Genomic DNA, 26,174 nt, shown 5'->3' with positions numbered 1-26,174 from the left:
CTGTAACGCCGAGCGCGGCCGTCGCAACAGACATCACACTGAAATCAAGTTGAAATATGAACGACGTAATTTATCGTCGCGGCGCATGTGCCGTGACGTGCGGGACGACGTCACCGGGAGGGGTGGCTCCGTTCACTCGCCGCGTAATGGATGGCACACCGGCAATGGCGGTCAAGCAAAGTCAGAATCACCTGTCAGGCAAACAATCAAGTTTTTGACCATCCTGGCCGGGTGCCTCTCTCGCGGCCCGCCGTCGCTCGTCCGACCGACCCCGGGGAAGAACATCGTGTCTGAGAATTCGTATCCTGTGACGCCGGTGCAGCAGGCGATGGCGGCGGCGCTCGACGGCGCACCCGCCGGTGCCAGGGGCGCGTTCTGGGCTCAGGGGGTCCGCGAGTTCGCCGGCGGTCCGGACGCGGCGGCGTTCCGGCGGGCCTTCGAGATCGTCACAGCGCGTCACGCCGCGCTGCGGGCCGGGTTCGGCGCCGACGGGTCCGTCCTCCGTGTGCGTGACCGTGCCGAGGTCCCCGTCGAGACCCTGGACTGGCGCGACGGCGACCACGAGGCACGGCTGGCGGACCTGCTGCGCGCCGACACCGCACGCGGTTTCGACCCGGCGTGTCCGCCGCTGCTGCGCGCGTACGTGGCCGACCTCGGCGACCGGTGCCTGCTGCTGCTCGGCGCGTACCGGGGGGTGTGCGACGGGCCGAGCCTGCGGGTGGTGCTCGACGAGGTGGCCCTGACGTACGCCGCGCTGCGCCGCGACGCGATCTCGGCGCTGTCCCCGGTGTGGCCCTATCACGACGTGGTCGCCTGGCAGGTGGGCCGTGACCGCGCCGCCGACGAGCCGTTCTGGCGCGGCCACCTGGCCGGTTTCGACGCGCCGACGCCGCTGCCGGTGGACCGGCAGCACGACGGCCCCGCCGAGCGGGACCGGCGCCGCGTCGAGCTGACCCCCGAGCTGACCTCCGCGCTGGCCGGCCTCGCGCGCCGCGCGGAGGTGCCGCTCGCCACCGTGGCGCACGCCGCGTGGGCCCTGCTGCTGTCGCGGCACGCCGGTGAGAGCGACGTCGTGTTCGGCCTGACGCTGCCGTGCCGTCCCGCCGGCATGGAACCGCTGGTCGGCAGCTTCACCACCACCGTGCCGCTGCGCGTCCAGGTGCCGTCCGGCCTGCCGGTCGCGCAGTGGCTGCGCTCCTTGCGCGAACAGGAGAAGGCGGTGCGGCGCCACGGGTTCGCGCCGCTCGCCGAGATCCAGGCGTACTCGGAGATCGAGCCGGGGACCCCGCTGTTCGCCGCCGTCCTCACCGACCTGCCGGACGGCGTGACGGGCCTCGCCGCGCTGCCGTACGCCGCCACCGACCCCGTCCCGCTGCACCTGACGATCTCCGGTGGCCGGCGCCTGACCGTCGAGGCCGACTTCTCCACCGGCGCCTTCGACGCCGCGACCGTGGAGAACCTGCTGGCCCGCCTCGCCGGCCTGCTGGAGAACCTCGACGGTGAGGCGCCGGCCGGCTCGCTCGGCCTCGCGGGTGCCGCCGAGGCGGACGGCCTGCGTGCCCTCGGGGTCTCCGGCGTCGAGGTGGACGAGACGTCGCTGATCGGGCTGTTCGCGCGCGGGGTCGCCGCCGGCCGCGACGTGACCGCGGTGCGCGGCGGTGGCGCGGAACTGACGTACGGCGAGCTGGACGCGCGCGCCGGCGGCGTGACGGCGCTGCTGCGCGACGCCGGGGTGCGGCCCGGCGACCGGGTCGGCGTGTTCGTGGAACGCGGCGTGGACTTCGTCACCGCGATCCTCGGCGCCGCGGCGGCCGGCGCGTCCTATGTGCCGCTCGACCCCTCGTGGCCGCTGTCCCGGTTGCGCTTCGTGATCGACGACTCCGGCGCCGCCGTCGTGCTGACCGCCGGTCAGCCCCTTCCCGACGGCGCAGGCGACGCACGCGTGGTCGCGCTCGCCGACATGCCGCCGGGTCGGCCGGTGAGCGAGGACGCCGTGGGGACCGGCGGGGACGGCGCGCTTTATGTGATGTACACGTCCGGTTCCACCGGCGTTCCAAAAGGTGTGGAAGTAACGCAAGGCGGTGTGGTAAGGCTCTGTGTCGATCCGGTGCTCGGAATCGGCCCCGGCGATGTGGTGGCGCAATTGGCGCCGGTGTCCTTCGACGCGTCGACTTTCGAGATCTATGGCGCTCTGCTTAACGGCGCCACGCTCGTGGTCGCGACCGGCGGCCGGGTGGAAAGCCTCGACGTCGGTGCTTTCCTGAGTGAACACGCGGTCACTGTGGCGCACGTTACCGCCGGATTGTTCCATCAGGTCGTGGAGTCGGCTCCCGAGTCCTTCGACGGCTTACGGCTGTTGCTGACCGGTGGTGACGCGTTGTCGGCCGCGCATTGCGACCGGGTACGCCGCCGGCTGCCGGATCTTCGGTTCGTGGCCTGTTATGGACCGACCGAGTGCACGACGTTCAGCTCGATATTCGATTTCGGCGCCGGATTCCCCGCAGGCGACGCGGTGGTGCCGATCGGCCGTCCCGTCGTGTCCACTTCCCTGTTCGTGGTGGACCAGTGGATGAACCTCGTCCCCCCGGGAGTTCCCGGCGAGTTGCTGGTCGGCGGCGTCGGCGTCGGCCGGGGCTATGTGGGCCGTCCGGGACTGACCGCGGAGCGGTTCGTGGCCGACCATCTGAGCGGCCGTGCGGGGGAGCGGTTGTACCGGACGGGTGACCGGGTGCGGTGGCGCGCGGACGGCGTCCTTGAGTTCCTGGGCCGTACCGACGCTCAGGTGAAGATCCGAGGGTTCCGCATCGAGCCCGGTGAGGTCGAGGCCGTGCTGGCCGACCACCCCCGCGTGCGGGACGCCGTGGTGGTGGCCCGCGCCGACGGCCCGTCCGGAAAGTGGCTGGTCGGCTACGTCGTCCCCGAGGACCCCGGCGGCGTCGACGTCGCCGACCTGCGCGCCTACATGCACGGCCGGCTGCCGGAGTACATGGTGCCGTCGGTGTTCATGGTGGTGGAGGGCTTCTCGCTGACCGCCAACGACAAGATCGACCGCCGCGCGCTCCCCGACCCCGACATCCGCCTCGCCGTCGAGACCACGTTCGTGGCACCCGCCACCCCGACCGAGATCACCCTGGCCGGCATCTGGTCCGAGGTGCTCGGCGTGGCGACCGTCGGCGCGCACGACAACTTCTTCGAGCTCGGCGGCGACTCCATCCTCAGCCTCCAGATCGTGGCCCGTGCGCGCGCCGCCGGCCTCCGACTGGAGGTCGCCGACGTCTTCGCACGCCAGAGCGTCGCCGAACTGGCCCTGGCCGTACGCGACACCCCCGCCGAGGTGCTCGCCGAGCAAGGCACCGTCGCAGGACCACTGCCGCTCACCCCGATCCAGCACCGATTCGCCGCCGAGGACATCGCGCACAGGGACCACTGGAACTGGTCAGGCGTGTTCGAGCTGACCCCGGGTGTGGACGCCGCCACGCTGACCCGCGCGCTCGACGCCGTGGTCGCGCACCACGACGCGCTGCGCCTGCGGTTCCGGCACGATCAGGGGGAGTGGACCCAGGAGATCGTCCCCGCCGAGCACGCCGAACTGCTCACCGTGGCGGTCACCGCGGGCCACGACCTGGAGACCCTGGTCACCGGCCGCATGACCGAGGCACAGCACCGGTTGTCGCTGGCCCACGGCCCCGTGCTGCGCGCCGTGCTGTTCGACCGGGGCGACGACCCCGCGTGGCTCGGTCTCACCGTGCACCACCTGGTCATGGACGCGGTGTCGTGGAACGTCCTGCTCGGCGACCTCGGCGCCGCCTGCCACGCGATCGCCGCCACCGGCACCGCCGACGGCGCGTTGCCGCCGAAGACCACGTCGCTGCGCCAGTGGTCGCACGTCCTGCGCGAGTACGCCGCGTCCCCCGAGGCCCACGCCGAGCTGGACCACTGGCTGGAGCAGTCCGCGACCGGCTTCCACCCCCCGGTGGACGGCCCGCCGACCGGCGAGAACGCCGTGGCGCGCGTCTGGCTGGACGCCGGCACCACCGCGGCCCTGTTGACCCGCGTCCACCGCGCGTACCGCACGCAGATCAACGACGTGCTGCTCGCCGCGCTGCTGCAGACCCTCGGCCGCTGGGCCGGCACGAACGCCGTCACCATCGCACTGGAGAGCCACGGCCGCGAGTCCGTCGCAGAAGGCGTGGACCTGTCGCGCACCGTCGGCTGGTTCACCTCCATCTTCCCCGTCGCGCTGTCGGCCCCCGACCTTTCCGACCCCGCCGGTGTCCTGAAGTCCGTCAAGGAACTGCTGCGCCGCAGCCCGCGCCGCGGCGTCGGCCACGGCGCGCTGCGGTACCTCGGCGACCGGTCCGACCCCCGCGTGCGCGCGCTCGCCGACACCCCCGAGCCGTACGTCGGCTTCAACTACCTCGGCGGCCTCGACAGCTCCACCGGCGGCATCGTCGCGAGGCGGCTCCCCGCCGCGCTCACCGGCCCCGACGGCCAGACCAGGGCCCACGCGCTGCAGATCGAGGTCTTCCAGGACGACGACGGCCGCATGGCCTTCGAGTGGCACTACGGCGCCGGAGCGCACCGCGCGGAGACCGTCGAGCACACCGCGCGCGCCTACGTGGAAGCGCTGCGCGAACTCGTCGAGCACTGCCTGGACCCCAAGGCCGGCGGCCACACCCCGTCGGACTTCCCCCTGGCCGCGCTGGACCAGGCGGCCGTGGACACACTGACGGCCGCCGCGCGGCGGGCCGGTGGCGAGCTGGCCGACGTGTACCCGCTCACCCCGGTGCAGCAAGGCATCCTGTTCCACGCGCTCCAGGCCCCCGAGGGCTCAGGTGTGTACCTCGCGCAGGGCCTGTACGAGCTGACCGGCCGGCGCGTCGACACCGTGTTGTTCCAGCGCGCCTGGGACGTCGTCGTGGACCGGCATCCCGCGCTGCGCACCGCGTTCGTCTGGGAAGGCGTCACCGAGCCCGTGCAGGTGGTGCGCGACCACGTCACCGTGCCGTTCGAGGCGCTCGACTGGTCCACGCTTCCCGACGACGAGCAGCAGGAACGGTTCGCCGAACTGCTCGAGGCCGACCGGGCCCGCGGGTTCGACCTGGCGGTGCCGCCGCTGATGCGCGTCCACCTGATCGACCGCGGCGCGGGCCGGTCCTGGCTGGTGTGGACCATGCACCACATCTCCACCGACGGCTGGAGCCTGCCGATCCTGCTGGCCGAGGTGAGCCGCGTGTACGACGCGCTGTCCCTCGGCGAGCAGATCACGCTGCCTCCGGTGCGGCCGTACCGCGACTTCATCGCCTGGCTCGCCGAGCGCGACCTCGGCGAGGCCGAGCGGTTCTGGCGCGGATACCTCGCCGGTTTCGAGGCCCCGACGCCGCTTCCGGTGGACCGCCAGGTCACCGAGCACTGGGCCCAGGACCGCCGCCGCGTGGAGCTGTCCCCCGAGGTCACCGCCGGGCTCACCGAGCTGGCCCGCCGCGCCAGGGTGACGGTCGGTACGGTGGCGCAGGCCGCGTGGGCCCTGCTGCTGTCCCGCTACAGCGGCGAGCGTGACGTGGTGTTCGGCGTCACCGTGGCGGGCCGTCCGGCCGAGCTGGCCGGCATGGAGTCGATCGTCGGCCTGTTCATCAACACGCTGCCGCTGCGCACCGAGGTCCCCGCGGACGTGCCGTTCGCCGAGTGGCTGCGGCGGCTCCAGGAGACCCAGCTCGCGGCCCAGCGGTACGAGTACACGCCGTTGGTGGACATCCAGCGCTGCTCGCAGGTGCGCGGCGGGGTGTCGCTGTTCGACAGCATCTTCGTCGTGCAGATGACCGAGGGCCTGTCCGGCGGCATGGAGCTGCTCGACTACGTGGAACTCGGCAACTACCCGCTGAACGTGGCGATGTTCGCCGGCGGCGAGCGCCTCGGCTTCGAGGTGACGTACTCGACCGGCGCGTTCGACACCGCCACCGTGGACGGCCTGCTCGACCGGCTCGCCGGGGTGCTCGGCGCGGTGGCAGGCGACGCCGGCACCCCCGTCGGAGCGGTCGGCCTGGTCGGCGCCGCCGAGCTGGAAGGCGTACGCGGCCTCGGTGTCTCCGGCGCCGGGGTGGAGCGCACGTCCCTGACCGCCATGTTCTCCCGCAGGGCCGCCACGGGCCGGGACGTGCCGGCCGTGCGCGGCGGCGGGACCGAGCTGACGTACGGGGAACTGGAGGACCGCGCCGCCGGGGTGGCGCGGGTGCTGCGCGAGGCGCGGGCCGGTGCGCGGGTCGGTGTGTTCGTGGAACGCGGCGTGGACTTCGTCACCGCGATCCTCGGAGCGGCGGGGGCCGGCGCCTCCTATGTGCCGCTGGACCCGTCGTGGCCGCTGAACCGGCTGCGTTTCGTGATCGAGGACTCCGGCATCGGTGTCGTGCTGACCGCCGCACAGCCGATGCCGGACCAGCTGGACGGGGTGCGCGTCATCGACGTCCGCGACATCGAGCCCGCCGCGGGCGGACTCGGCCACGCGGACGCCGATGACCCCCTGTACGTGATGTACACCTCCGGCTCCACCGGTGTGCCGAAGGGGGTCGAGGTGACGCACGGCGGCGTGGTGCGGCTGTGCGTGGACCCGGTGCTGAGCATCGCACCCGGCGACGTCGTGGCGCAGCTCGCGCCGGTGACGTTCGACGCCTCGACGTTCGAGATCTGGGCCGCGCTGCTGAACGGCGCGACGCTGGTCGTCGCCACCGGCGGCCGGGTAGAAGGGGTGGACGTCGGCGCGTTCCTGCGTGAGCACGAGGTGACGGTGGCGCACGTCACGGCCGGCTTGTTCCACCAGGTCGTGGAGGCGGCCCCCGAGTCGTTCGACGGCCTGCGGCTGCTGCTCACCGGCGGCGACGCGCTGTCGCCGGCGCACTGCGACCAGGTACGCGACCGCCTGCCGGGCCTGCGGTTCGTCGCCTGCTACGGCCCCACCGAGTGCACGACGTTCAGCTCGCTGTTCGACCTCGGCGCGGGCCACGGCACCGGCGACGGCGTGGTGCCGATCGGCCGTCCCCTGGTCGCCACGTCGCTGTTCGTGGTGGACCAGTGGATGAACCTCGTCCCCCCAGGTGTCCCCGGTGAGCTGCTGGTCGGCGGCGTCGGCGTCGGCCAGGGGTACGTGGGCCGGGCCGATCTGACGGCCGAGCGGTTCGTGGCCGACCATCTGAGCGGCCGTCCGGGGGAGCGGTTGTACCGGACGGGTGACCGGGTGCGGTGGCGCGCGGACGGCGTCCTGGAGTTCCTGGGCCGTACCGACGCTCAGGTGAAGATCCGAGGGTTCCGCATCGAACCCGGCGAGGTCGAGGCCGTGCTGGCCGACCACCCCCGCGTGCGGGACGCCGTGGTGGTGGCCCGCGCCGACGGACCGTCCGGCAAGCGCCTCGTCGGCTACGTCACCGGTGACGCCGACGTCGCCGACCTGCGCGCGTACATGCATGAACGGCTGCCGGAGTACATGGTGCCGTCGGTGTTCATGGTGCTGGACGCGTTCACGCTCACCGCCAACGACAAGATCGACCGCCGCGCGCTACCGGAACCCGACGCGGCCGCCTCCGGCGGCGCCGAGTACGTGCCGCCGCGCACCGACGCCGAAGTCGTGCTCGCCGGCATCTGGTCCCAGGTGCTCGGCGTGGAACGGGTCGGCGCGCACGACAACTTCTTCGAGCTCGGCGGCGACTCCATCCTCAGCCTCCAGATCGTGGCCCGTGCGCGCGCCGCCGGCCTGCGCCTGGAAGTGGCCGACGTCTTCGCACGCCAGAGCGTCGCCGAACTGGCCCTGGCCGCCGGGGACGACCCCGTCGAGGTGCTCGCCGAGCAGGACACCGTCACCGGACCGGTGCCGCTGACCCCGGTGCAGCGCTGGTTCACCCGCCAGCCGATCGCCGACCGCGACCGCTGGAACTGGTCCGGGGTGTTCGACCTGGCCGGACCCGTGGACGCCGGCACGCTGGCCCGCGCCGTGGACGCGCTCGTCGCGCACCACGACGCGCTGCGCATGCGCCTGACGTACGACTCCACGCGCGGCGCCTGGACCCAGGAGAACGCCGCCGACGAACCCGCCGACCTGTTCTCGGTCGTGGACGCCGTCGGCCTCGACGAGCGGCGCCTCGACGAGCTGGTCACCGAGCGCATGAGCCTGCTCCAGCGGTCGCTGTCCCTCAGCGGCGGCCCGCTGCTGCGCGTCGCGTACTTCGAACGCGGCGACCGTCCCGGCCGGCTCGGCATCACCGTGCACCACCTGGTGATGGACGGCGTCTCGTGGACCATCCTCCTTGAGGACCTGCACCTGCTGTACGAGGCAGGCGGCGACCGCGCGGCCCTGCCGCGCAAGACCACGTCGTTCCGCCAGTGGGCCGAACTGCTGCGCGAGTACGCCGCGTCACCGCAGGTTAAGGCCGAGATCCCGTACTGGATCCAGCAGCTGGAGCCACGCTTCACCGTGCCGCTGGACGGCCCCGGCGCCACCGGCAAGGGCGACCAGCTGGTGGTGCGCACCTGGCTGGACGCCGGCACCACCGCCGCGCTGCTGACCCGCGTCCACCGCGCGTACCGCACGCAGATCAACGACGTGCTGCTCGCCGGCCTGCTCCAGGCGCTCGGCCGCTGGGCCGGTACCGACACGGTGACGATCGACCTGGAGAGCCACGGCCGCGAACCCATCGCCGACGGCGTCGACCTGTCGCGCACCATCGGCTGGTTCACCTCGGTCTTCCCCGTCGCGCTGTCGGCCCCCGACCTGTCCGACCCGGCCGGTGTGCTCAAATCCGTCAAGGAACTGCTGCGCCGCAGCCCGCGACGCGGCGTCGGCTACGGCGCGCTGCGCCACCTCGGCGACACCCGGCGGCTCGGCGACAAGCCCGAGCCGTACATCGGGTTCAACTACATCGGCGCCGCCGGCGACACACCCGGCGGCCTGGTCGCGCGGCGCCTCCCCGCCGCGCTCGCCGGACCCGACGGCCAGACCCGCGCGCACGGCCTGCAGATCGAGGTGTACCAGGACGCCGACGGCCGCATGGCCGTCGAGTGGCAGTTCAGCGCCGGCCTGCACCGCGAAGGCACCATCGAGCGGGTCGCGCAGAGCTACATCGACGCGCTGCGCGACCTCGTCGAGCACTGCCTGTCCCCCCGCGCCGGCGGCCACACCCCGTCGGACTTCCCGCTGGCCACGCTCGACCAGGACACCGTGGACCGGCTCACCGCCGCCGTCCGCGACACCGGCGCGGAACCGGTCGACGTGTACCCGCTGAGCCCCGTCCAGCAAGGCATCCTGGTGCACGCGCTCCAGGCCCCCGAAGGCTCAGGCGTCTACCTCGCGCAGGGCCTGTACGAGCACACCGGGCCGCTGGACGCGGACGCGCTCCACGCCGCCTTCGACGCCGTCGTGGCCCGGCATCCCGCGCTGCGCACCGGCCTGGTCTGGGAAGGTGTCGCCGAGCCGGTGCAGGTGGTGCAGGACACGGCGCGGGTGCCGTTCGAGTTCCACGACTGGTCAGGCGACGGCGGCGACCACCGCGCGCGGCTGCGCGACCTGCTCGACGCCGACCGCGACCGCGGCTTCGACCTGGCGCGGCCCCCGCTGATGCGGGTCACCCTGGTCGGCAGAGGCGGCGACCGGTACTGGCTCGTGCTGACGTTCCACCACATCTGCACCGACGGCTGGAGCCTGCCGATCCTCGTGGACGAGGCCACCCGGCTGTACGAGGCGCGCGATCTTCCCGCGGCGCGGCCGTACCGCGACTTCATCGCCTGGCTGGCCGGCCGCGCCGACGACGCCGAGGACTTCTGGCGCGGTCACCTCGCCGGTTTCGAGGCGCCGACGCCGCTGCCGGTGGACCGGCAGGTCACCGACCACTGGGACCAGGACCGCCGCCGCGTCGAGCTGTCCCCGGAGGTCACCGCCGGCCTGGTGGAGCTGGCGCGGCGTGCTCGTGTCACCCCCGGCACGGTGGTGCAGGCCGCGTGGGCCCTGCTGCTGTCGCGGCTCAGCGGTGAGCGTGACGTGGTGTTCGGCCTGACCGTTTCCGGCCGGCCCGCCGAGCTGGCCGGCATGGAGTCCATCGTCGGCCTGTTCATCAACACGCTGCCGCTGCGCGCGCGGGTCCCGGCGGACACGCCGTTCGCCGAGTGGCTGCCACGTGTGCAGGACGGCCAGGTGGCGGTGCAGCGGCACGAGTACACGCCGCTCGTGGACATCCAGCGGTGCTCGGAGGTGCCGCGCGGCAGCGCGCTGTTCGACAGCGTCATGGTGTTCGGCAACTACCCGCAGGCGCAGGGGGCCGCGCTGTTCGAGTACGCCGAGTCGTTCGAGCAGGGGAACACACCGCTGATGCTCGCGGTCAACCTGCGCGACCGGCTGGAGGTCGAGGCGGAGTTCTCCACCGCGGCCTTCGACGGCGTGACGATCGACCGCCTGCTCGGCCGGTTCGCCGGTGTGCTCGGCGCGGTCACGGCCGACCCCACACTTCGGGTGCGGGACGTGCCGGTCACGCTGCCGGGTGAACCCGAGCTGCTCAGCGGCCCCTGGGCCCGTTCGGCCGGCGCCGGCGCGCTGTCCCAGGCGCACACGCTGGTGGCGGACTGGGCCCGGCGCACCCCGGACGCGGTCGCCGTGGTGTGCGGCACCGAACGGCTGACGTTCGCCGAGCTGGACTCCCGCGCCGGCGCGATGGCCGCGTGGCTGCGCTCGGCCGGGGTGACGGCCGAGGTGCCGGTCGGCGTGGTCCTCGGCCGCGGTGCGGACCTGGTCGTCGCGTTCATGGCGGTGCTCAAGGCCGGTGGCGTGTACGTGCCGCTGAACGCCGGCCAGCCGGTGGAACGCCTCGGCTTCATGCTGGAGGACTGCGGCGCGAAGGTGCTGATCGGCACGACCGCGCTGGAGCAGGACCTGCCGCCGTTCGACGGCCCTGTGCTCATGGCCGACCGCTTCCACGGTGCGGGTGCCGCGCCGGACCCGGCGGACGTGCCGCTCGACGGCCTGGCGTACATGGCGTTCACCTCCGGCTCCACCGGCCGGCCGAAGGCCGTCGGCGTCACCCACCGGGGCCTCGCCGGGTACGTCGCCGGGTGGGGTGACGCGTTCACGCGGCTCGGCGGGCCGGGGTCGATGCTGTCGATGGCCGGCGCCGGGTTCGACGTGTCGGTCGGCGACATCGTGCGCGCGTTGTGCTTCGGCAAGGCCGTGGTGTTCACCCCGCAGAGCGACTTCGTGTCGGTGGCCGAACTGCACCAGGTGCTCGACGACAACGACATCGAGGTCGCCGAGATCGTCCCCGGCACGCTCCTGCGCGAACTCGCCGGGTACTGCCGCGAGAACGGCGGCCTGGACAAGCTGCGCCTGGTGATCTCCGGTACCGACATCTGGCGGCACGAGGCCCTGGTGGCGGCCGTCGCGGACGTCGCGCCGCAGGCGGTCCCGGCCAACGTGTACGGCGTCACCGAGGCCGCGATCGACTCGCTGCTCATGCCGCTCACCCCCGGCGGCCTCCCCGCCACCGGCCCCGCGCCTGGCGGCTTCGCCGAGGCGCCGGTGGACGGCGCCGGGCTGATGGTGCCGGTGGGCCGTCCGCTGGCCGGCGCGCGGGTCCACGTGGTGGACGAGTGGCTGAACCTCGTCCCCGTCGGGGTGGCCGGTGAACTGCTGATCGGCGGCGTCGGCGTCGCACGCGGCTACGCCGGACGGCCGGGCCTGACCTCTGAGCGGTTCGTCGCGGACCACCTGAGCGGTCTGCCGGGGGAGCGGTTGTACCGGACCGGTGACCGGGTGCGGTGGCGCGCGGACGGGGTCCTGGAGTTCCTCGGCCGTACCGACGAGCAGGTCAAGATCCGTGGGTTCCGGGTGGAGCCCGGGGAGATCGAGAACGTGCTGGCCGAGCACCCGTCCGTGCAGGACGCCGTGGTCGTGGCCCGCGAGGACGGCCCCAACGGCAAACGCCTGGTCGGCTATGTCGTCGCCGTCCCCGGCGCCGTGGCCGACGTGCCGGAACTGCGGGTCTTCCTGCGGACCCGGCTGCCGGAGTACATGGTCCCGGCCGTGCTCATGGTCGTCGAGGCGTTCACCCTCACCGCCAACGGCAAGATCGACCGGAGAGCGCTGCCTGAGCCGGAACTCGGCACGACGGTCGGCGCGGCGTACGTGCCGCCGAGCACCGAGGCCGAGCTGGTGCTCGCCGAGATCTGGTCGCAGGTGCTCGGCGTCGAACGCGTCGGCCTGCTGGACAACTTCTTCGAGCTCGGCGGCGACTCGATCCTGAGCCTGCAGATCGTGGCCCGTGCGCGCGCCGCCGGCCTCCAGCTCGACGTGGCCGACGTGTTCGCACGCCAGAGCGTCGGCGAACTGGCCATGGCCGTACGCGACGCACCCGCAGGCGTCCTCGCCGAACAGGGGGTCGTCACCGGTCCGGTGCCGCTCACCCCGATCCAGCACTGGTTCACCGAGCAGGACATCGCCGACCGCGACCACTGGAACTGGTCCGGCGTGCTGGAGCTGTCCGCCGCCGTGGACACCAAGGTCCTCGGCCAGGCCGTCGGCGCGCTCGTCGCGCATCACGACGCGCTGCGGATGCGCTTCTCGCACGACGGCGGCGCGTGGGTCCAGGAGAACGCCGCCGACGAACCCGCCGAAATCGTCTCGGTGGTCGACGCGGCCGGCCTCGACCGGCCGGAGCTGGAGCGGCTCGTCACCGAACGCATGACAGCGCTGCAGCACTCGCTCTCTCTGGCTCGCGGCCCGCTGCTGCGCGTGGCGTACTTCGACCGCGGCGACGAACCGGGCTGGCTCGGCGTCACCGTGCACCACCTGGTGATGGACGGCGTCTCGTGGAACGTCCTGATCGAGGACCTGGAGCAGGCGTACCAGGCCGTCATCGCCGCCGGCACCGCGAAAGGCGCGCTGCCGGCCAAGTCCACGTCGTTCCGCCAGTGGGCCGGCCTGCTGCGTTCCTTCGCCGCCTCCGCCGAGGTCCGCGCCGAGCTCGGCTACTGGCTGGACCAGCTCGGCTCCGGCTTCCAGGTGCCGCTGGACGGCGCCGGGGACGACAGCGAGGCGTCCACCCGTTCGGTGCGCGTCACCCTGGACGCCGAGACGGCCGCCGCGCTGCTCGGCCGCGCGCACAAGGCGTACCGCACGCAGATCAACGACCTGCTGCTCGCCGCGCTGCTCCAGGCGCTCGGCCGGTGGGCCGGGACCGGCGAGGTGACGATCGACCTGGAGAGCCACGGCCGCGAGGCGATCGACGACCGGATCGACCTGTCGCGCACCGTCGGCTGGTTCACCTCGATCTTCCCCGTCACCCTGTCGGCCACCAGCCTCGACGACCCCTCGGCCATCGTGAAGGCCGTCAAGGAGCAACTGCGCCGCACCCCGCGCCGCGGCGTCGGCTACGGCGCGCTGCGCCACCTCACCGACGATCCCACCGACCCGAGGCTGGAGCGGCTGCGTGCGCTTCCCGCGCCGCAGGTGCTGTTCAACTACATGGGCCAGATGGGGGACGCCGGTGGCGACGGCCTCGTCAAGGCGACCCTGCCGGCGCGGCTGGCCGGGCCGGCCGAGGGGAAGGACCAGGCGCGGTCCCACGTGCTGCAGATCGAGGCGGCGCAGGCCCCCGGCGGCGGCATGGTGTTCGACTGGTACTACAGCGCCGGCCTGCACGACGCGGCGACCGTGGAGCGGGTCGCGCGGGACTACGTGGCGGCGCTGACGGGCCTCGTCGAGCACTGCCTGTCCCCGGACGCCGGGGGGCTCACGCCGTCGGACTTCCCGCTCGCGGGCCTCAACGACGCGACCCTCGCGGCGATCATGAAGCAGATGGGGGGCCGCTGAGCGGCATTTGTCGTAAAAGGAAAAGCGGCCGAGTCGTTCGGTCGCTTTTCTGTTTTCTCCGCTATTTATAAAGGTATGCGGACATCGCACTGAAAACACCTTGAAATGCGATAACCGTAGCCTGGACGGTGGGGTCGAATAGGCGGCAGATACGCGGGCTGGCATCACATCTCTCCATGTGAGAGCCCTGCGACGACGATATTTGGGGCGAGCCGTGATCGAAGACGTTTATCCGCTGGCGCCGATGCAGCAGGGCATGCTCTTCCAGGTGCTCGAAGCGCCGGCGGACATCGGGGCCTACTGGGCCCAGAACCTCTACGAGTTCGCAGGCGGCCTCGACGTCGCGGCCCTTCGCGGGGCCTTCGAGCTGGTGGTACGGCGGCACGCCGCGCTGCGCACCGGCTTCGTCTGGCAGGGGGTGGACGAGCCGCTGCAGGTCGTCATGGGTGGCGTCACCCCGCCGTTCGAGGAGCACGACTGGTCCGGCACCACCGACGACGACCGGCGCGCCAGGCTGGACGACCTGCTGCGCGCCGACCGGGACCGCGGGCTCGACCTCACCGCGCCGCCGCTGATGCGGCTCTACCTGATCCACCGCGGCGGCGGCGCGTACTGGCTGGTGTGGGGCATGTACCAGGGGCTGTGCGACGGGTGGAGCCTGCCGGTCGTCACCGACGAGATCTCCCTGGCGTACGAGGCGCTGCGCCGCGGCGCCGAACCCGCGCTGCCTGCCGTACGGCCGTACCGCGACTTCATCGCCTGGCTCGGCCGCCGCGACCTCGGGGACGTCGAGGACTTCTGGCGCGGCTACCTCGACGGCCTTGAGGCGCCGACCCCCCTGCCGGTCGACCGGCACGCCACCGGCCACTGGGACCAGGCCCGGCGCCGGGTCGAACTCGGCCCCGAGGCCACCGCCGGGCTCGAACGGCTGGCGCGCCAGGCCCGCGTGACGCTCGGCACGGTCGTGCAGGCCGCCTGGGCTCTGCTGCTCGCCAAATGCTCAGGTGAGTCCGACGTGACGTTCGGCCGCACCGTGTCCGGCCGTCCGGCCGAGTTGACCGGCATGGAGTCCATGGTCGGGCTGTTCATCAACACGCTGCCGATGCGGGTGCGCGTGCCGTGGGACGTGACCTTCACCGAGTGGCTGCGGTCGTTGCAGGACGACGTGGTGCGGCTGCAGAAGTACGAGCACACGGCGCTGCACGACATCCAGCGGCATTCGTCCATCCCCCGGGGGACGGCGCTCTTCGGCAGCCTGGTGAGTTTCCAGAACTACCCGGGGCTCGACGAGGGGGCCGGGCTTTTCCAGCCGTCCGGGTTGCTGGACTCCATCGAGCTCGGCAACTTCCCCATCAGCGTCGCGTGCCTGCCGGGTGAGCGCATGGCGTTCGAGGTGGAGTTCTCCACGGCGGCGTTCGACGGGGTCACCGTGGACCGGCTGCTCGGACGCTTCACCGGGGTGCTCACCGCGGTCGCGGCCGGTGGTGACGTGGTGGTCCGCGACGTGCCGGTCACCCTTCCCGGCGAACGCGAACTGATCGTGAACGAGTGGGCCGCCTCCGACGTCCCGGTCGAAGGGGACGTCGTCGGGGGCCGGCGGCTGACCCCGGCTCATCTCCAGGTGGCCGAGTGGGCCAGGCGCGCGCCGGGGGAGCTCGCCGTGGTGTGCGGGACGGAGCGGCTGACGTTCGCCGAGCTGGACGCGCGGGCCGGGTCGCTGGCGCGGTGGCTGCGGTCCGCGGGGGTCACGGCCGAGGTGCCGGTGGGGGTGGTGCTCGGCCGTGGCGTGGATCTCGTGGTCGCGTTCATGGCGGTGCTCAAGGCCGGTGGCGTGTACGTGCCGCTGAACGCCGGCCAGCCCGCCGAGCGGCTCGGGTTCATGCTGGCGGACTGCGGGGCCCGCGTGCTGGTCAGCAGTACGGCCCTCGCGGCGGGGTTGCCGGCGTTCGACGGCGCCGTGCTGATGGTGGACGAACAGGGGGACGCGCCTTCGGCGGAGCTGCCGGAGACGTCGCTGGACGCGCTGGCGTACGTGTGCTTCACCTCGGGTTCCACCGGCCGGCCGAAGGGTGTGGCGGTCACGCACCGAGGGCTGGCCGGGTACGTCAGCGGGTGGAGCGAGGTGTTCGAACGGCTCGGTGGCGCCGGGTCGATGTTGTCGATGGCCGGTGCCGGGTTCGACGTCTCCGTCGGTGACATCGTGCGGGCCCTGTGCTTCGGCCGGGCCGTGGTGTTCACCCCGCAGAGCGACTTCGTGTCGGTGGCCGAGCTGCACCAGGTGCTCGACGAGCATCAGGTGGAGGTCGCGGAGATCGTGCCTGGCACGTTGCTGCGTGAGCTGGCCGGGTACTGCCGGGACGCCGGCGGGTTGAAGCACCTGCGGCTGGTGATCTCCGGGACCGACATCTGGCGGCACGACGCGCTGGTGGCGAGTGTCGCCGACGTGGCGCCGGTGGCCGTCCCCGCCAACGTGTACGGCGTCACCGAGGCGGCGATCGACTCGCTGCTCATGCCGCTCGTCCCCGACCAGGGGCCGGTCGGCGAGACCGCCGGGGACGGGTTCGGCGCGGTCGCGGTGGACGGCGGCGGGCTCATGGTGCCGGTCGGCCGGCCGCTCGCCGGGGTGCGGGTGTACGTCGTGGACGACCGGCTGAACGTCGTCCCCGTCGGGGTGGCCGGTGAGCTGCTGATCGGCGGCGTCGGAGTCGCGCGCGGGTACGTCGGTCGTGCCGGGCTGACGGCTGAGCGGTTCGTCGCGGACCACCTGAGCGGACGGCCGGGGGAGCGGCTGTACCGGACGGGTGACCGGGTGCGGTGGCGCGCGGACGGGATGCTGGAGTTCCTCGGCCGTACCGACGAGCAGGTCAAGATCCGTGGGTTCCGGGTGGAGCCCGGCGAGATCGAGAACGTGCTGGCCGAGCACCCGTCCGTGCAGGACGCCGTGGTCGTGGCCCGCGAGGACGGCCCGAACGGCAAGCGGCTCGTCGGGTACGTGGTGCCGGTGCCGGGGATCTCGGCCGACGTGGCGGAACTGCGGACGTTCCTGCGGGCCCGGCTGCCGGAGTACATGGTCCCGGCCGTGCTCATGGTCGTCGAGGCGTTCGCGCTGACCGCCAACGGCAAGGTGGACCGGCGCGCGCTTCCGGAGCCGGACGTGGACGTGCTGGCCGCGGGGGTCGAGTACGTGCCGCCGCGCACCGACGCGGAGATCACGCTGGCCGGCATCTGGTCCCAGGTCCTCGGCGTCGAGCGGGTCGGCCTGCGGGACAACTTCTTCGAACTCGGCGGCGACTCGATCCTCAGCCTGCAGATCGTGGCGCGTGCGCGCGCCGCCGGTCTCCAGCTCGACGTGGCCGACGTGTTCGCACGGCAGAGCGTCGGCGAGCTGGCGCTCGCCGTCCGCGACGTCCCCGTCGTGGTGCTCGCCGAGCAGGGGACCGTGACCGGGCCGGTGGACCTCACCCCGATCCAGCACTGGTTCACCCGGCAGGACGTGCCGGACCGCGACCACTGGAACTGGTCCGGCGTGTTCGAGCTGATCCCCGGCGTCGACGCCGGCCGCCTGGCCCGCGCACTGGACGGCGTGATCGCGCACCACGACGCGCTGCGCCTGCGCCTCACCCACGACGACGGTGTCTGGACGCAGGAGAACGCCGCCGACGAGCCGGCCGAGGTCCTCACGGTGGTCGACGCCACAGCGGGACGGCTTGAGGCGCTGGTCACCGAGCGGATGACCGCCGCGCAGCGGTCCCTGTCGCTGGCGCGCGGGCCGCTGCTGCGTGCCGTGTACTTCGACCGAGGCGACCAGCCGTCCTGGCTCGGCGTCGCCGTCCACCACCTGGTGATGGACGGCGTCTCGTGGAACGTCCTGCTCGAAGACCTGCACCGGCTGTACGACGGCGCGACGCTGCCGGACAAGACGACCTCGTACCGGCAGTGGTCCACCGCGCTGCGCGAGTTCGCCGCCTCCGACGAGGTGCGCGACCAGGCCGGTTTCTGGCTGGACCAGCTCACCCCCGGTTTCACCGTCCCCGTGGACCGGCCCGGCCGGTTCGGCGACGCGCCGGTGCGTTCCGTACGAGCCGAACTCGACGCCGACACGACCTCGGCACTGCTCACCCGCGCGCACCGCGCGTACCGCACACAGATCAACGACGTGCTGCTCGCCGCGCTGCTCCAGGCGCTCGGCCGCTGGGCCGGCACCGACACGGTGACCATCGACCTGGAGAGCCACGGCCGCGAAGCCGTCGCCGACGGCGTCGACCTGTCCCGCACCGTCGGCTGGTTCACCTCGATCTTCCCGGTGGCACTCTCGGCCGCCGACCTCTCCGACCCGGCCGGTGTCCTGAAGTCGGTGAAGGAACGGCTGCGGGCCGTGCCGCGTCGCGGCGTCGGCTACGGCGCGCTGCGGTACCTCACCGACGCCGGCGACGACACCGCTCTCGCCGCCACCCTGGAACGGCTGCGGGCCGCCGAGGGGCCACAGGTGCTGTTCAACTACACCGGCGGCGCCGACGCCGGGGGACCCGACGGCCTGCTCGGCCGCGAACTGCCGCACGAGCTGTGCGGCCCGACCGGGGAGACCGGCGCGCACCCCCTGCACGTCGAGGCGTACCAGACGCCGGACGGCCGCATGGCGTTCGACTGGTACCACAGCCCTGACCTGCACGATCTCGCGACCGTCGAACGTGTCGCACGTAACTACGTCCAGGCGCTGCGTGACCTGGTCGAGCACTGCCTGTCGCCGGACGCCGGCGGCTACACGCCGTCGGACTTCCCTCTCGCGCGGCTCGACCAGGCCGCCGTGGACCTGCTCGCCGACGGCCTCCCCGCAGGACGCGTCCAGGACGTCTACCCGCTGGCCCCCGTGCAGCAAGGCATGCTGTTCCACGTCCTTGAGGCCCCCGCCGACGGCGCCGGCGTGTACTGGGCCCAGGGTCTCTACGAACTCGGCGGCCACCGGGTCGACCCCGACGTGATGCGCCGCGCCTGGGACACCGTGGTCGAACGGCACGTGGTCCTGCGTACCGGCTTCGTGTGGGAAGGCGTCGCCGAGCCGGTGCAGGTGGTGCACGACGGGCTGCGTGCGCCGTTCGAGCACCTCGACTGGTCCGGCCTGGCCGACGACGACGCGCGGCAGGCGGCCCTCGACGACCTGATGCGCGAGGACAGGCGCCAGGGCTTCGACCTGGCCCGGCCGCCGCTCACCCGCGTGTACCTCATCGACCGCGGCGGCGACCGGTACTGGCTGATGTGGGCCCTGTTCCAAGGCATCTGCGACGGGTGGAGCCTGCCGGTCGTCGTGGAAGAGGTCGCCAAGACCTACGAGGCCCTGCGACGCGGCCGGGACGCCGGCCTGCCCGCGGTCCGGCCCTACCGCGACTACATCGCATGGCTCAAGGGCCGCGACACCGCGGAAACGCAGGAGTTCTGGCGGACCCACCTCGCCGGCTTCGAGGCCCCGACGCCACTGCCGCTCGACCGGCAGGCCGACGACCACTGGGCCCAGGACCACCGCCGGCTCCGGCTGTCGGTGGACGTCACCAACGGCCTCATCGACGTGTCCCGCCGGGCCCGCGTCACCCTCGGCACCGTCGTCCAGGCCGCGTGGGCCCTGCTGCTGTCCCGCTACAGCGGCGACCGGGACGTCATGTTCGGCCTCACCGTGTCGGGTCGTCCCGCCGAGCTGACCGGCATGGAGTTCATCGTCGGCCTGTTCATCAACACGCTGCCACTGCGCGTCGAGGTCCCCGGCGACGTGCCGTTCGTGGACTGGCTGCGGCGCATCCAGGACAACCAGGTCGCGATCCAGCGGTACGAGTACACACCGCTCATCGACATCCAGCGCGCCTCGGCCATCCCGCGCGGCACCGCGCTGTTCACCAGCATCATGGTCTTCGGCAACTACCCGCAGGAGGAACTGCCTGAGGACGGCCTGCCTACCGGGGAACGACTCCTGTTCGACCCCGTCGAGAACGTCGAGCAGGGTCACTACCCGATGACGGTGATGGTGGACCTGGAGGACCGGCTCGGGGTGGAGATCGCGTTCTCCACGTCCGTGCTGGACGCCGCGACCGTGGAACGGGTACTCGGCCACCTCTCACGGGTCCTCGGCGAGGTCGCCGCCGACCCGGCCGTGCTGCCGGACACCGTGGAGTTCCTCGACCCCACCGAGCACGCGACCCTCACCGCACCGGTCGCCGTCCCCGAACCCGCCGGCACCGACGAGACGATCGTGTCGCTGTTCGCACAGCGGGTCCGTGAGACACCGCACGCCGTGGCGGTCAGCGGCGACGGTGGATCGCTCACCTACGCCGAGCTGGACGCGCGGGCCAACCAGCTCGCGCACCTGCTGGTCTCGCGCGGCGCGGGCCCCGGCACAATGGTCGCCGTCACGTTGCCTCGCACAGTGGACCTGATCGTGGCACTGCTCGGCGTGGTCAAGTCCGGTGCGGGCTACCTGCCGGTGGACCCCGGGTACCCGGCGGATCGGGTGGCGTTCATGCTGGACGACGCGTCCCCGGTCGCCACGGTCACCGAGGAACTGCTCGCGCAGTCCGTCTCCTCCCCCTCCCACGCGACCGACGTGGTGGTCGGTGGCCGGGATGTGGCGTATGTGATCTACACCTCGGGGTCCACGGGTCGTCCCAAGGGGGTGATGATCGAGCACGCGAACGTGGCCCGGCTGCTGACCTCGACGCAGAAGTGGTTCTCGTTCGGTCCCGACGACGTGTGGACGATGTTCCACTCGGCGGCGTTCGACTTCTCGGTGTGGGAGGTGTGGGGTGCGCTGCTGTGGGGTGGCAAGGTCGTCGTGGTGCCGTTCGACACTTCACGTTCCCCTGCCGCGATGCTGCGGCTGCTGGCCGATGAGCGGGTCACGGTGCTGAACCAGACGCCGTCGGCGTTCTACCAGCTCACCGCGGCCGACGCCGACCAGGCCGACGTCCCTGACCTTGCGCTGCGGTACGTGGTGTTCGGTGGCGAGGCTTTGGAGGTGGCGCGTCTGGCCGGTTGGCGTGAGCGGCACCCCGAGGTCGCGCTGATCAACATGTACGGCATCACCGAGACCACTGTCCACGTGTCCTACCTGGTTGTGGACGAGGCGGTGGTGGACGGCGCCTGGCGTGGTTCGCCGATCGGTGTGCCGATCGAGGACCTGGCGGTGTACGTCCTGGACGAGCACCTGCGTCCGGCCCCGATCGGCGTTCCCGGCGAGATGTACGTCGCCGGCGCCGGGCTGGCCCGCGGCTATCTGGGCCGTGCGGGTCTGACCTCGACGCGTTTCGTGGCCGACCATGTCAGCGGCCGGCCCGGTGAGCGGCTGTACCGCACCGGTGACCGGGCCAGGTGGCGCGCCGACGGCACCTTGGAGTACCTCGGCCGTACCGACGACCAGGTCAAGATCCGCGGTTTCCGCATCGAACCCGGTGAGATCGAGAACGTCCTGGCCGAACACCCCGATGTCGCGCAGGCCGTGGTCGTGGCCCGTGACGAAGGCACCCTCGGCAAACGCCTCATCGGCTACGCGGCCCCCAAGACCGGCATGACCCTCGACATCGCCGACCTGCGCGACTTCGTCCGAGCCCGCCTCCCCGAGTACATGGTCCCCGCCGTCTTCATGACCGTGGACTCGTTCTCCCTCACCACCAACGGCAAGGTCAACCGCCGCGCTCTCCCCGAACCCGACGCACGTCCCGCCGTGGCCACCCCCTACGCGGCCCCCACCACCGACGCCGAGATCACCCTCGCCGCCATCTGGTCCGACGTCCTAGGCGTCGAACGCGTAGGAATCCGCGACAACTTCTTCGAACTCGGCGGCGACTCCATCCTCAGCCTCCAGATCGTGGCCCGCGCACGCGCCGCCGGCCTCCACCTGGAAGTCGCCGACGTCTTCGCACGCCAGAACGTGGCCGAACTGGCGATGGTGGCCCGGGAAGCCGAGGCGACCCCCCGCGCCGAACAAGGAGCCGTGACCGGCACCGTCCCCCTCACCCCCATCCAGCACTGGTTCACCGGCCTCGACCTCGCCGACCGCGACCACTGGAACTGGCCCGCCGTCCTGGAACTCACCCCAGGCACCGACCCGGCCACCCTCTCCAAGGCCTTCGACGCCGTGGTGACCCACCACGACGCACTCCGCCTCCGCCTGACCCACGACGGCGACACCTGGACCCAGGTCAACGCCGGCCACGAGCCCGCCGAGATCTTCACCGTCACCGACGCCAAGGGCCTGACCGGTGACCAACTGGAAGCCCTGGTAGTCGACAGGATGAACGACCTCCACCGTTCCCTGTCCCTGTCCACCGGCCCGTTGCTCCGCGCCACCTACTTCGACAGAGCCGACCGACCGGCCTGGTTAGGCGTGACCGTCCACCACCTGGTGATGGACGAGGTCTCCTGGAACATCCTCCTCGACGACCTCAACCGCGCCTACCGCGCCATGACCGAGACCGGCACCACCGAAGGCGCTCTCCCCGAGAAGACCACCTCCTACAAGGAGTGGTCAGAACACCTCCAGACCTTCGCCACCTCAGCAGCGACCCAAGCGGAACTCCCGTACTGGCTCCGCCAACTCGACACGACCTTCACCCTCCCGGTGGACCCCCCCACCACCTCGGACCGCGAGACCCGCACCATCAAAACCTGGCTCGACGCCGATCGCACCGCGTCCCTCCTCACCACCGCACACAAGCCGTACCGCACCCAGATCAACGACCTCCTCCTCGCCGCCTTGCTCCGCACTCTAGGCACCTGGACGGCGACGACCACGGTCACCATCGACCTGGAAAGCCACGGCCGCGAATCAATAGCCGAAGGCATGGACCTCTCCCGAACCGTCGGCTGGTTCACCTCCATCTACCCGGTGTCCCTCTCAGCCCCCGACCTCGACGACCTCGCAACCTTGATCCCCGAAGTCAAAGAACAACTGAGAGCCACCCCCAACCGAGGCGTAGGCTACGGCGCTCTCCGCCACCTCACACCCCCCACCACCCCAGACCTCCGCCGCCTACGCTCCCTCCCCACTCCAAGCGTCAGCTTCAACTACCTGGGCTCCCAAGCAGCCACAACCCCATCCCCCGAAACCCTGATCACCCAAGAACTCCCCTCCCACCTGGCGGGCCACAACGTAAGCGAAGAACGCACCCGCCCCCACACCCTGGCCGTAGAAGCCACCCAAACCCCCGACGGCCGCCTCCTCTTCGAGTGGTACTACACCCCCACCCTCCACCGCGCGGACACCATAGAAACCCTCGCCACCCGCTACGTGGACTCCCTGGAACAGGTGATAGCCCACTGCCTCAACCCCGAAGCCGGCACCTTCACCCCATCGGACTTCCCCCTCGCCGGCCTCGACGCCGACAGCCTGGCCGCCATCCTCCGCCAGTCCCAGACCTGACCCGCCACAGTTGGTGAGAGATCCCAGAGGACCAGCCCTCTGGGATCTCTCACCAACACTTGGTGAACCAGACGACCTTGCCAACCTCGGCGGGGTCCACACCCCATCCGGTGGAGTACGCGGCGACGATCCGCAGTCCGCGGCCGTGCTCCTGGTCATCGTCGGCGGGTAGCTGCGGCGGTACGAAGAGTGGCCCATGGTCGGTGACCTCGCCGCCGAGGCAGCGGCCCGCCACCCGCAGGCTGAGTGTGTAGGGTGCGACGCCGTGACGCAGCGCGTTGGTGTACAACTCGCTGACGATCGTCTCGGCATCATCGATCAATTCGTCCAGGCCCCACTCGCGGAGAACGGCCCGTACGATCTCCCGGCCCTTGCACACCGCGCCGCGATCATCCGGAAGATCCCACTGGACCTCACGCGGCCGCATAGCGCGTCCCGGCGAGTACCGGATACAGCGGTGGCGGAACCGCGGTGACCGCAAGGTTGATGGGACGGATCATGGATCGTGGCCTCCAGTACGCGGTCAAGGGTGCGTCCAGGCATTCGTGCTATCCCTGCACGCTTGTTCCATAGAGGGATTTATCGGGGCCGAGTACAGCGATCCGCTCAAAGAATCCATTTATCCCGTCTCGCCGCTCCAGCCTCTCTGGCCACATCCAGTGAACTGCTGCGCATGCCGGTGCGGCAGTCGGAGAATCTAGGAGAACACCCGGAGACTCTGACTCGCCGGGGAGCTCCAGCCAGGCGATTGGTGTACAAATGGGCCAGCAGCGGTGTCCCGCATGGGCGATACGGTTACAAGCCGAGCGTGAGGCGCGCGGCTGGAACAAGTCCGAGATGGCACGCAGGTTGCGGCGGGAAGCAGGTCACGAGCACGGCCCTGTGGAGTCTCTCGTCCGGCAGATCCGGGACTGGGAGAAAGGCCGGCATTTTCCTCGTGATTGGGCATATGCCTACGCCGGAGCTTTCGGGATTCCCCAAGATGAGCTGTTCCGTGCATACAGACCAAATCAGTGCGAAGTACTGAAGGCGGCTGCCGACCTTATCACCATTGGCCCCGCATCCCCCCCACCCCATCGGGGACACGTAGCTCCGGAGGTCGTGATGTATTTCCTTGAGCAACTACCAGGGCACTACCGGGCCGATATGTGGCTCGGCCCTCGTCATCTGATCCCGACCGTCACCACGCAGGCGCAGCTCATCAAGGAACTCGCCAGTGCTGCCGATGCCCCGGTGCGTCGCGGCCTCCTGGGGGCCGGTGTCGCGTACGCGACGCTGCTCGGCTGGCTGTATCAGGACGCCGGTGACATCGCCAGGTCGGGAGCATGGCGCACTCTGGGTCTGGACATGGCCCACCGTTCGCAGGACCCTCAGCTCATCGGTTACGCACTGACCAACAAGGCGATGCACGCACTCGACCTCGGCGACGGAAGCACGGTGGTCGACTACGCCGAAGCCGCGCTGGCCGACGAGCACCTTCTATGTCCGAAGGTACGAGTGCTGGCACTGGTCCACTGCGCGCACGGCCATTCCATGCTGCCGTCCCGGGACAAAGGCCTGGTCGACCGGCTGCTCGACCGCGCGGCCGGACTGGTGGACCAGGTCGATGACGAGCATCCTTGGGGCAACGCCTGCCGACGGACCCCCGGATACATCGACGTCCAGCGGGCCACCGCGTACGTACGTCTGGGTGCTCACCACAAAGCCGTCGAAATGTGGGACCGCATCCTTGGCACCGCACCTGAAACGGCACGCCGCGACAACGGCGTCTTCTTGGCGCGTCAAGCATGCGCTCTCGCCATGGTCCCTGAACCGGAGCGGGTGGTTCAGATAGTACTGGCCACCGCAGTGATTGCTCGCGACACCGGTTCAGCGCGATTGCGCAATGATTTGCGGGCAATCCCCCGCCGTGCGACCACCTGGAGGGACACTCCCGCAGGCCGGGACCTGACTGAGATCATCGCAAACATCGCCTGATCCGCCTGGAGGCCCTGATGCCGTCCCTTCACCCACTGACCGAAGATGAGATCGCCACCCGGCTAGCAGCCCTGCCAGGCTGGGACCGCGATGGCGAGGCGATCACACGGACGTTCAAGCACACCTACCACGAGTGCCTTCACCTCGCGATGTACGTGGGTGCGAAGGCCCGAGAAATCGGCCACCACCCCGACATCCACATCACCTGGCAGCGCATTCGCTTTTCGATCACCACACACGACGCCGGCCGCCGTCTGACATCCATGGACTTTGAGCTGGCACGCCACATCGACTCGATTGCTGTCGGACAAGGCGCCGAGCCCGCTTGAATGATCGTCGTCACCTCGATACACCCGGGACGTCTGTGTGTTTCCAGCTCTAATAACCTAGGAAGCGAGTAGGTCGAAATGGAAACCGACCAAGAGGCACAGTGCCGCAACCTTCAGCAGTACCTTCGATTTTTGCGGGTCACTAAATGCTTTGACCAAAGAAGACTCTATACTCTCGATCAGTGCATAGGCGGCGCTTATCAGTATAGGGCCACTCACCAGAATCACCGGCAAAAGCAGCATTCCAAGCGCAAAACGCACCACATAGTTCAGAAAATTTGTACCTGCCGGGATGTTGAATAGAGTCCACACGGGCGAATCTTCATTGAAAACCAATAAGAGAGTTAGTAAAACGGTGGGGATGGAGAGGCAGCCGCAGGTGTTCGTAACTTTCCGGATCGCCGGAACATACTTTCCAAGGTTTTCGACACCGACGATATCAATCAGTATCGTAAGGCCTCCAAGAAATGAAACGATTTTCCCTATTCGTCCCACCCAAACCATAGAGATGACACCGAACAGGTCGTGCCCGAGGGTGGAGCGACCGGATAACCAAATTTCCCATGCTTCGAAGTAGCTTATGTCGGCCATCTTCTAGACCAGCACCCATCAGTAAAACTGGATATAGCTC

At 70.9% G+C, this 26,174-nt stretch carries 6 protein-coding genes; 4 read left to right on the top strand and 2 right to left on the bottom strand.

What is annotated here, in order from left to right:
• Window positions 1-286 precede the first annotated feature (286 nt).
• Window positions 287-13,837: a non-ribosomal peptide synthetase gene (locus BJ992_RS26195; protein ID WP_184985434.1), complete on the top strand. Its 13,551-nt coding sequence runs from the start codon at window positions 287-289 to the stop codon at window positions 13,835-13,837.
• 214 nt (window positions 13,838-14,051) lie between these two features.
• Window positions 14,052-23,237 carry a non-ribosomal peptide synthetase gene (locus BJ992_RS26190; protein ID WP_184985432.1) on the top strand — a complete coding sequence of 3,062 codons (9,186 nt, stop codon included), beginning with the start codon at window positions 14,052-14,054 and terminating at the stop codon, window positions 23,235-23,237.
• Between the two features lie 49 nt (window positions 23,238-23,286).
• Here BJ992_RS26190 and BJ992_RS26185 read toward each other — a convergent pair whose 3' ends face one another.
• Window positions 23,287-23,664 carry an ATP-binding protein gene (locus BJ992_RS26185; RefSeq protein ID WP_184985430.1) on the bottom strand — a complete coding sequence of 126 codons (378 nt, stop codon included), beginning with the start codon at window positions 23,662-23,664 and terminating at the stop codon, window positions 23,287-23,289.
• A 332-nt stretch (window positions 23,665-23,996) separates the two neighbouring features.
• Here BJ992_RS26185 and BJ992_RS26180 point away from each other — a divergent pair, with 332 nt between their 5' ends.
• Both BJ992_RS26180 and BJ992_RS26175 read left to right on the top strand, forming a co-directional pair.
• Window positions 23,997-25,214, top strand: a complete 1,218-nt coding sequence (locus BJ992_RS26180; RefSeq protein ID WP_484592959.1) for a helix-turn-helix domain-containing protein — start codon at window positions 23,997-23,999, stop codon at window positions 25,212-25,214.
• 17 nt (window positions 25,215-25,231) lie between these two features.
• On the top strand, window positions 25,232-25,543 hold the full coding sequence (locus BJ992_RS26175; RefSeq protein ID WP_184985428.1) for a 4a-hydroxytetrahydrobiopterin dehydratase: 312 nt from the start codon (window positions 25,232-25,234) through the stop codon (window positions 25,541-25,543).
• Between the two features lie 57 nt (window positions 25,544-25,600).
• On the opposite strand, the gene BJ992_RS26170 is transcribed toward BJ992_RS26175, so the two are convergent.
• Window positions 25,601-26,134: a hypothetical protein gene (locus tag BJ992_RS26170; protein ID WP_184985426.1), complete on the bottom strand. Its 534-nt coding sequence runs from the start codon at window positions 26,132-26,134 to the stop codon at window positions 25,601-25,603.
• Window positions 26,135-26,174: the final 40 nt, after the last annotated feature.

The sequence above is a fragment of the Sphaerisporangium rubeum genome (assembly GCF_014207705.1).
GTDB classification, from domain to species: domain Bacteria; phylum Actinomycetota; class Actinomycetes; order Streptosporangiales; family Streptosporangiaceae; genus Sphaerisporangium; species Sphaerisporangium rubeum.
This window is presented reverse-complemented; position numbering and strand designations above follow the sequence as displayed.

Bases quoted from the DNA above. Each gene is read 5' to 3' on its own strand.
- BJ992_RS26185 (WP_184985430.1), bottom strand. From the start codon at position 23,664: ATGCGGCCGCGTGAGGTCCAGTGGGATCTTCCGGATGATCGCGGCGCG.
- BJ992_RS26180 (WP_484592959.1), top strand. From the start codon at position 23,997: ATGGGCCAGCAGCGGTGTCCCGCATGGGCGATACGGTTACAAGCCGAG.
- BJ992_RS26175 (WP_184985428.1), top strand. From the start codon at position 25,232: ATGCCGTCCCTTCACCCACTGACCGAAGATGAGATCGCCACCCGGCTA.
- BJ992_RS26170 (WP_184985426.1), bottom strand. From the start codon at position 26,134: ATGGCCGACATAAGCTACTTCGAAGCATGGGAAATTTGGTTATCCGGT.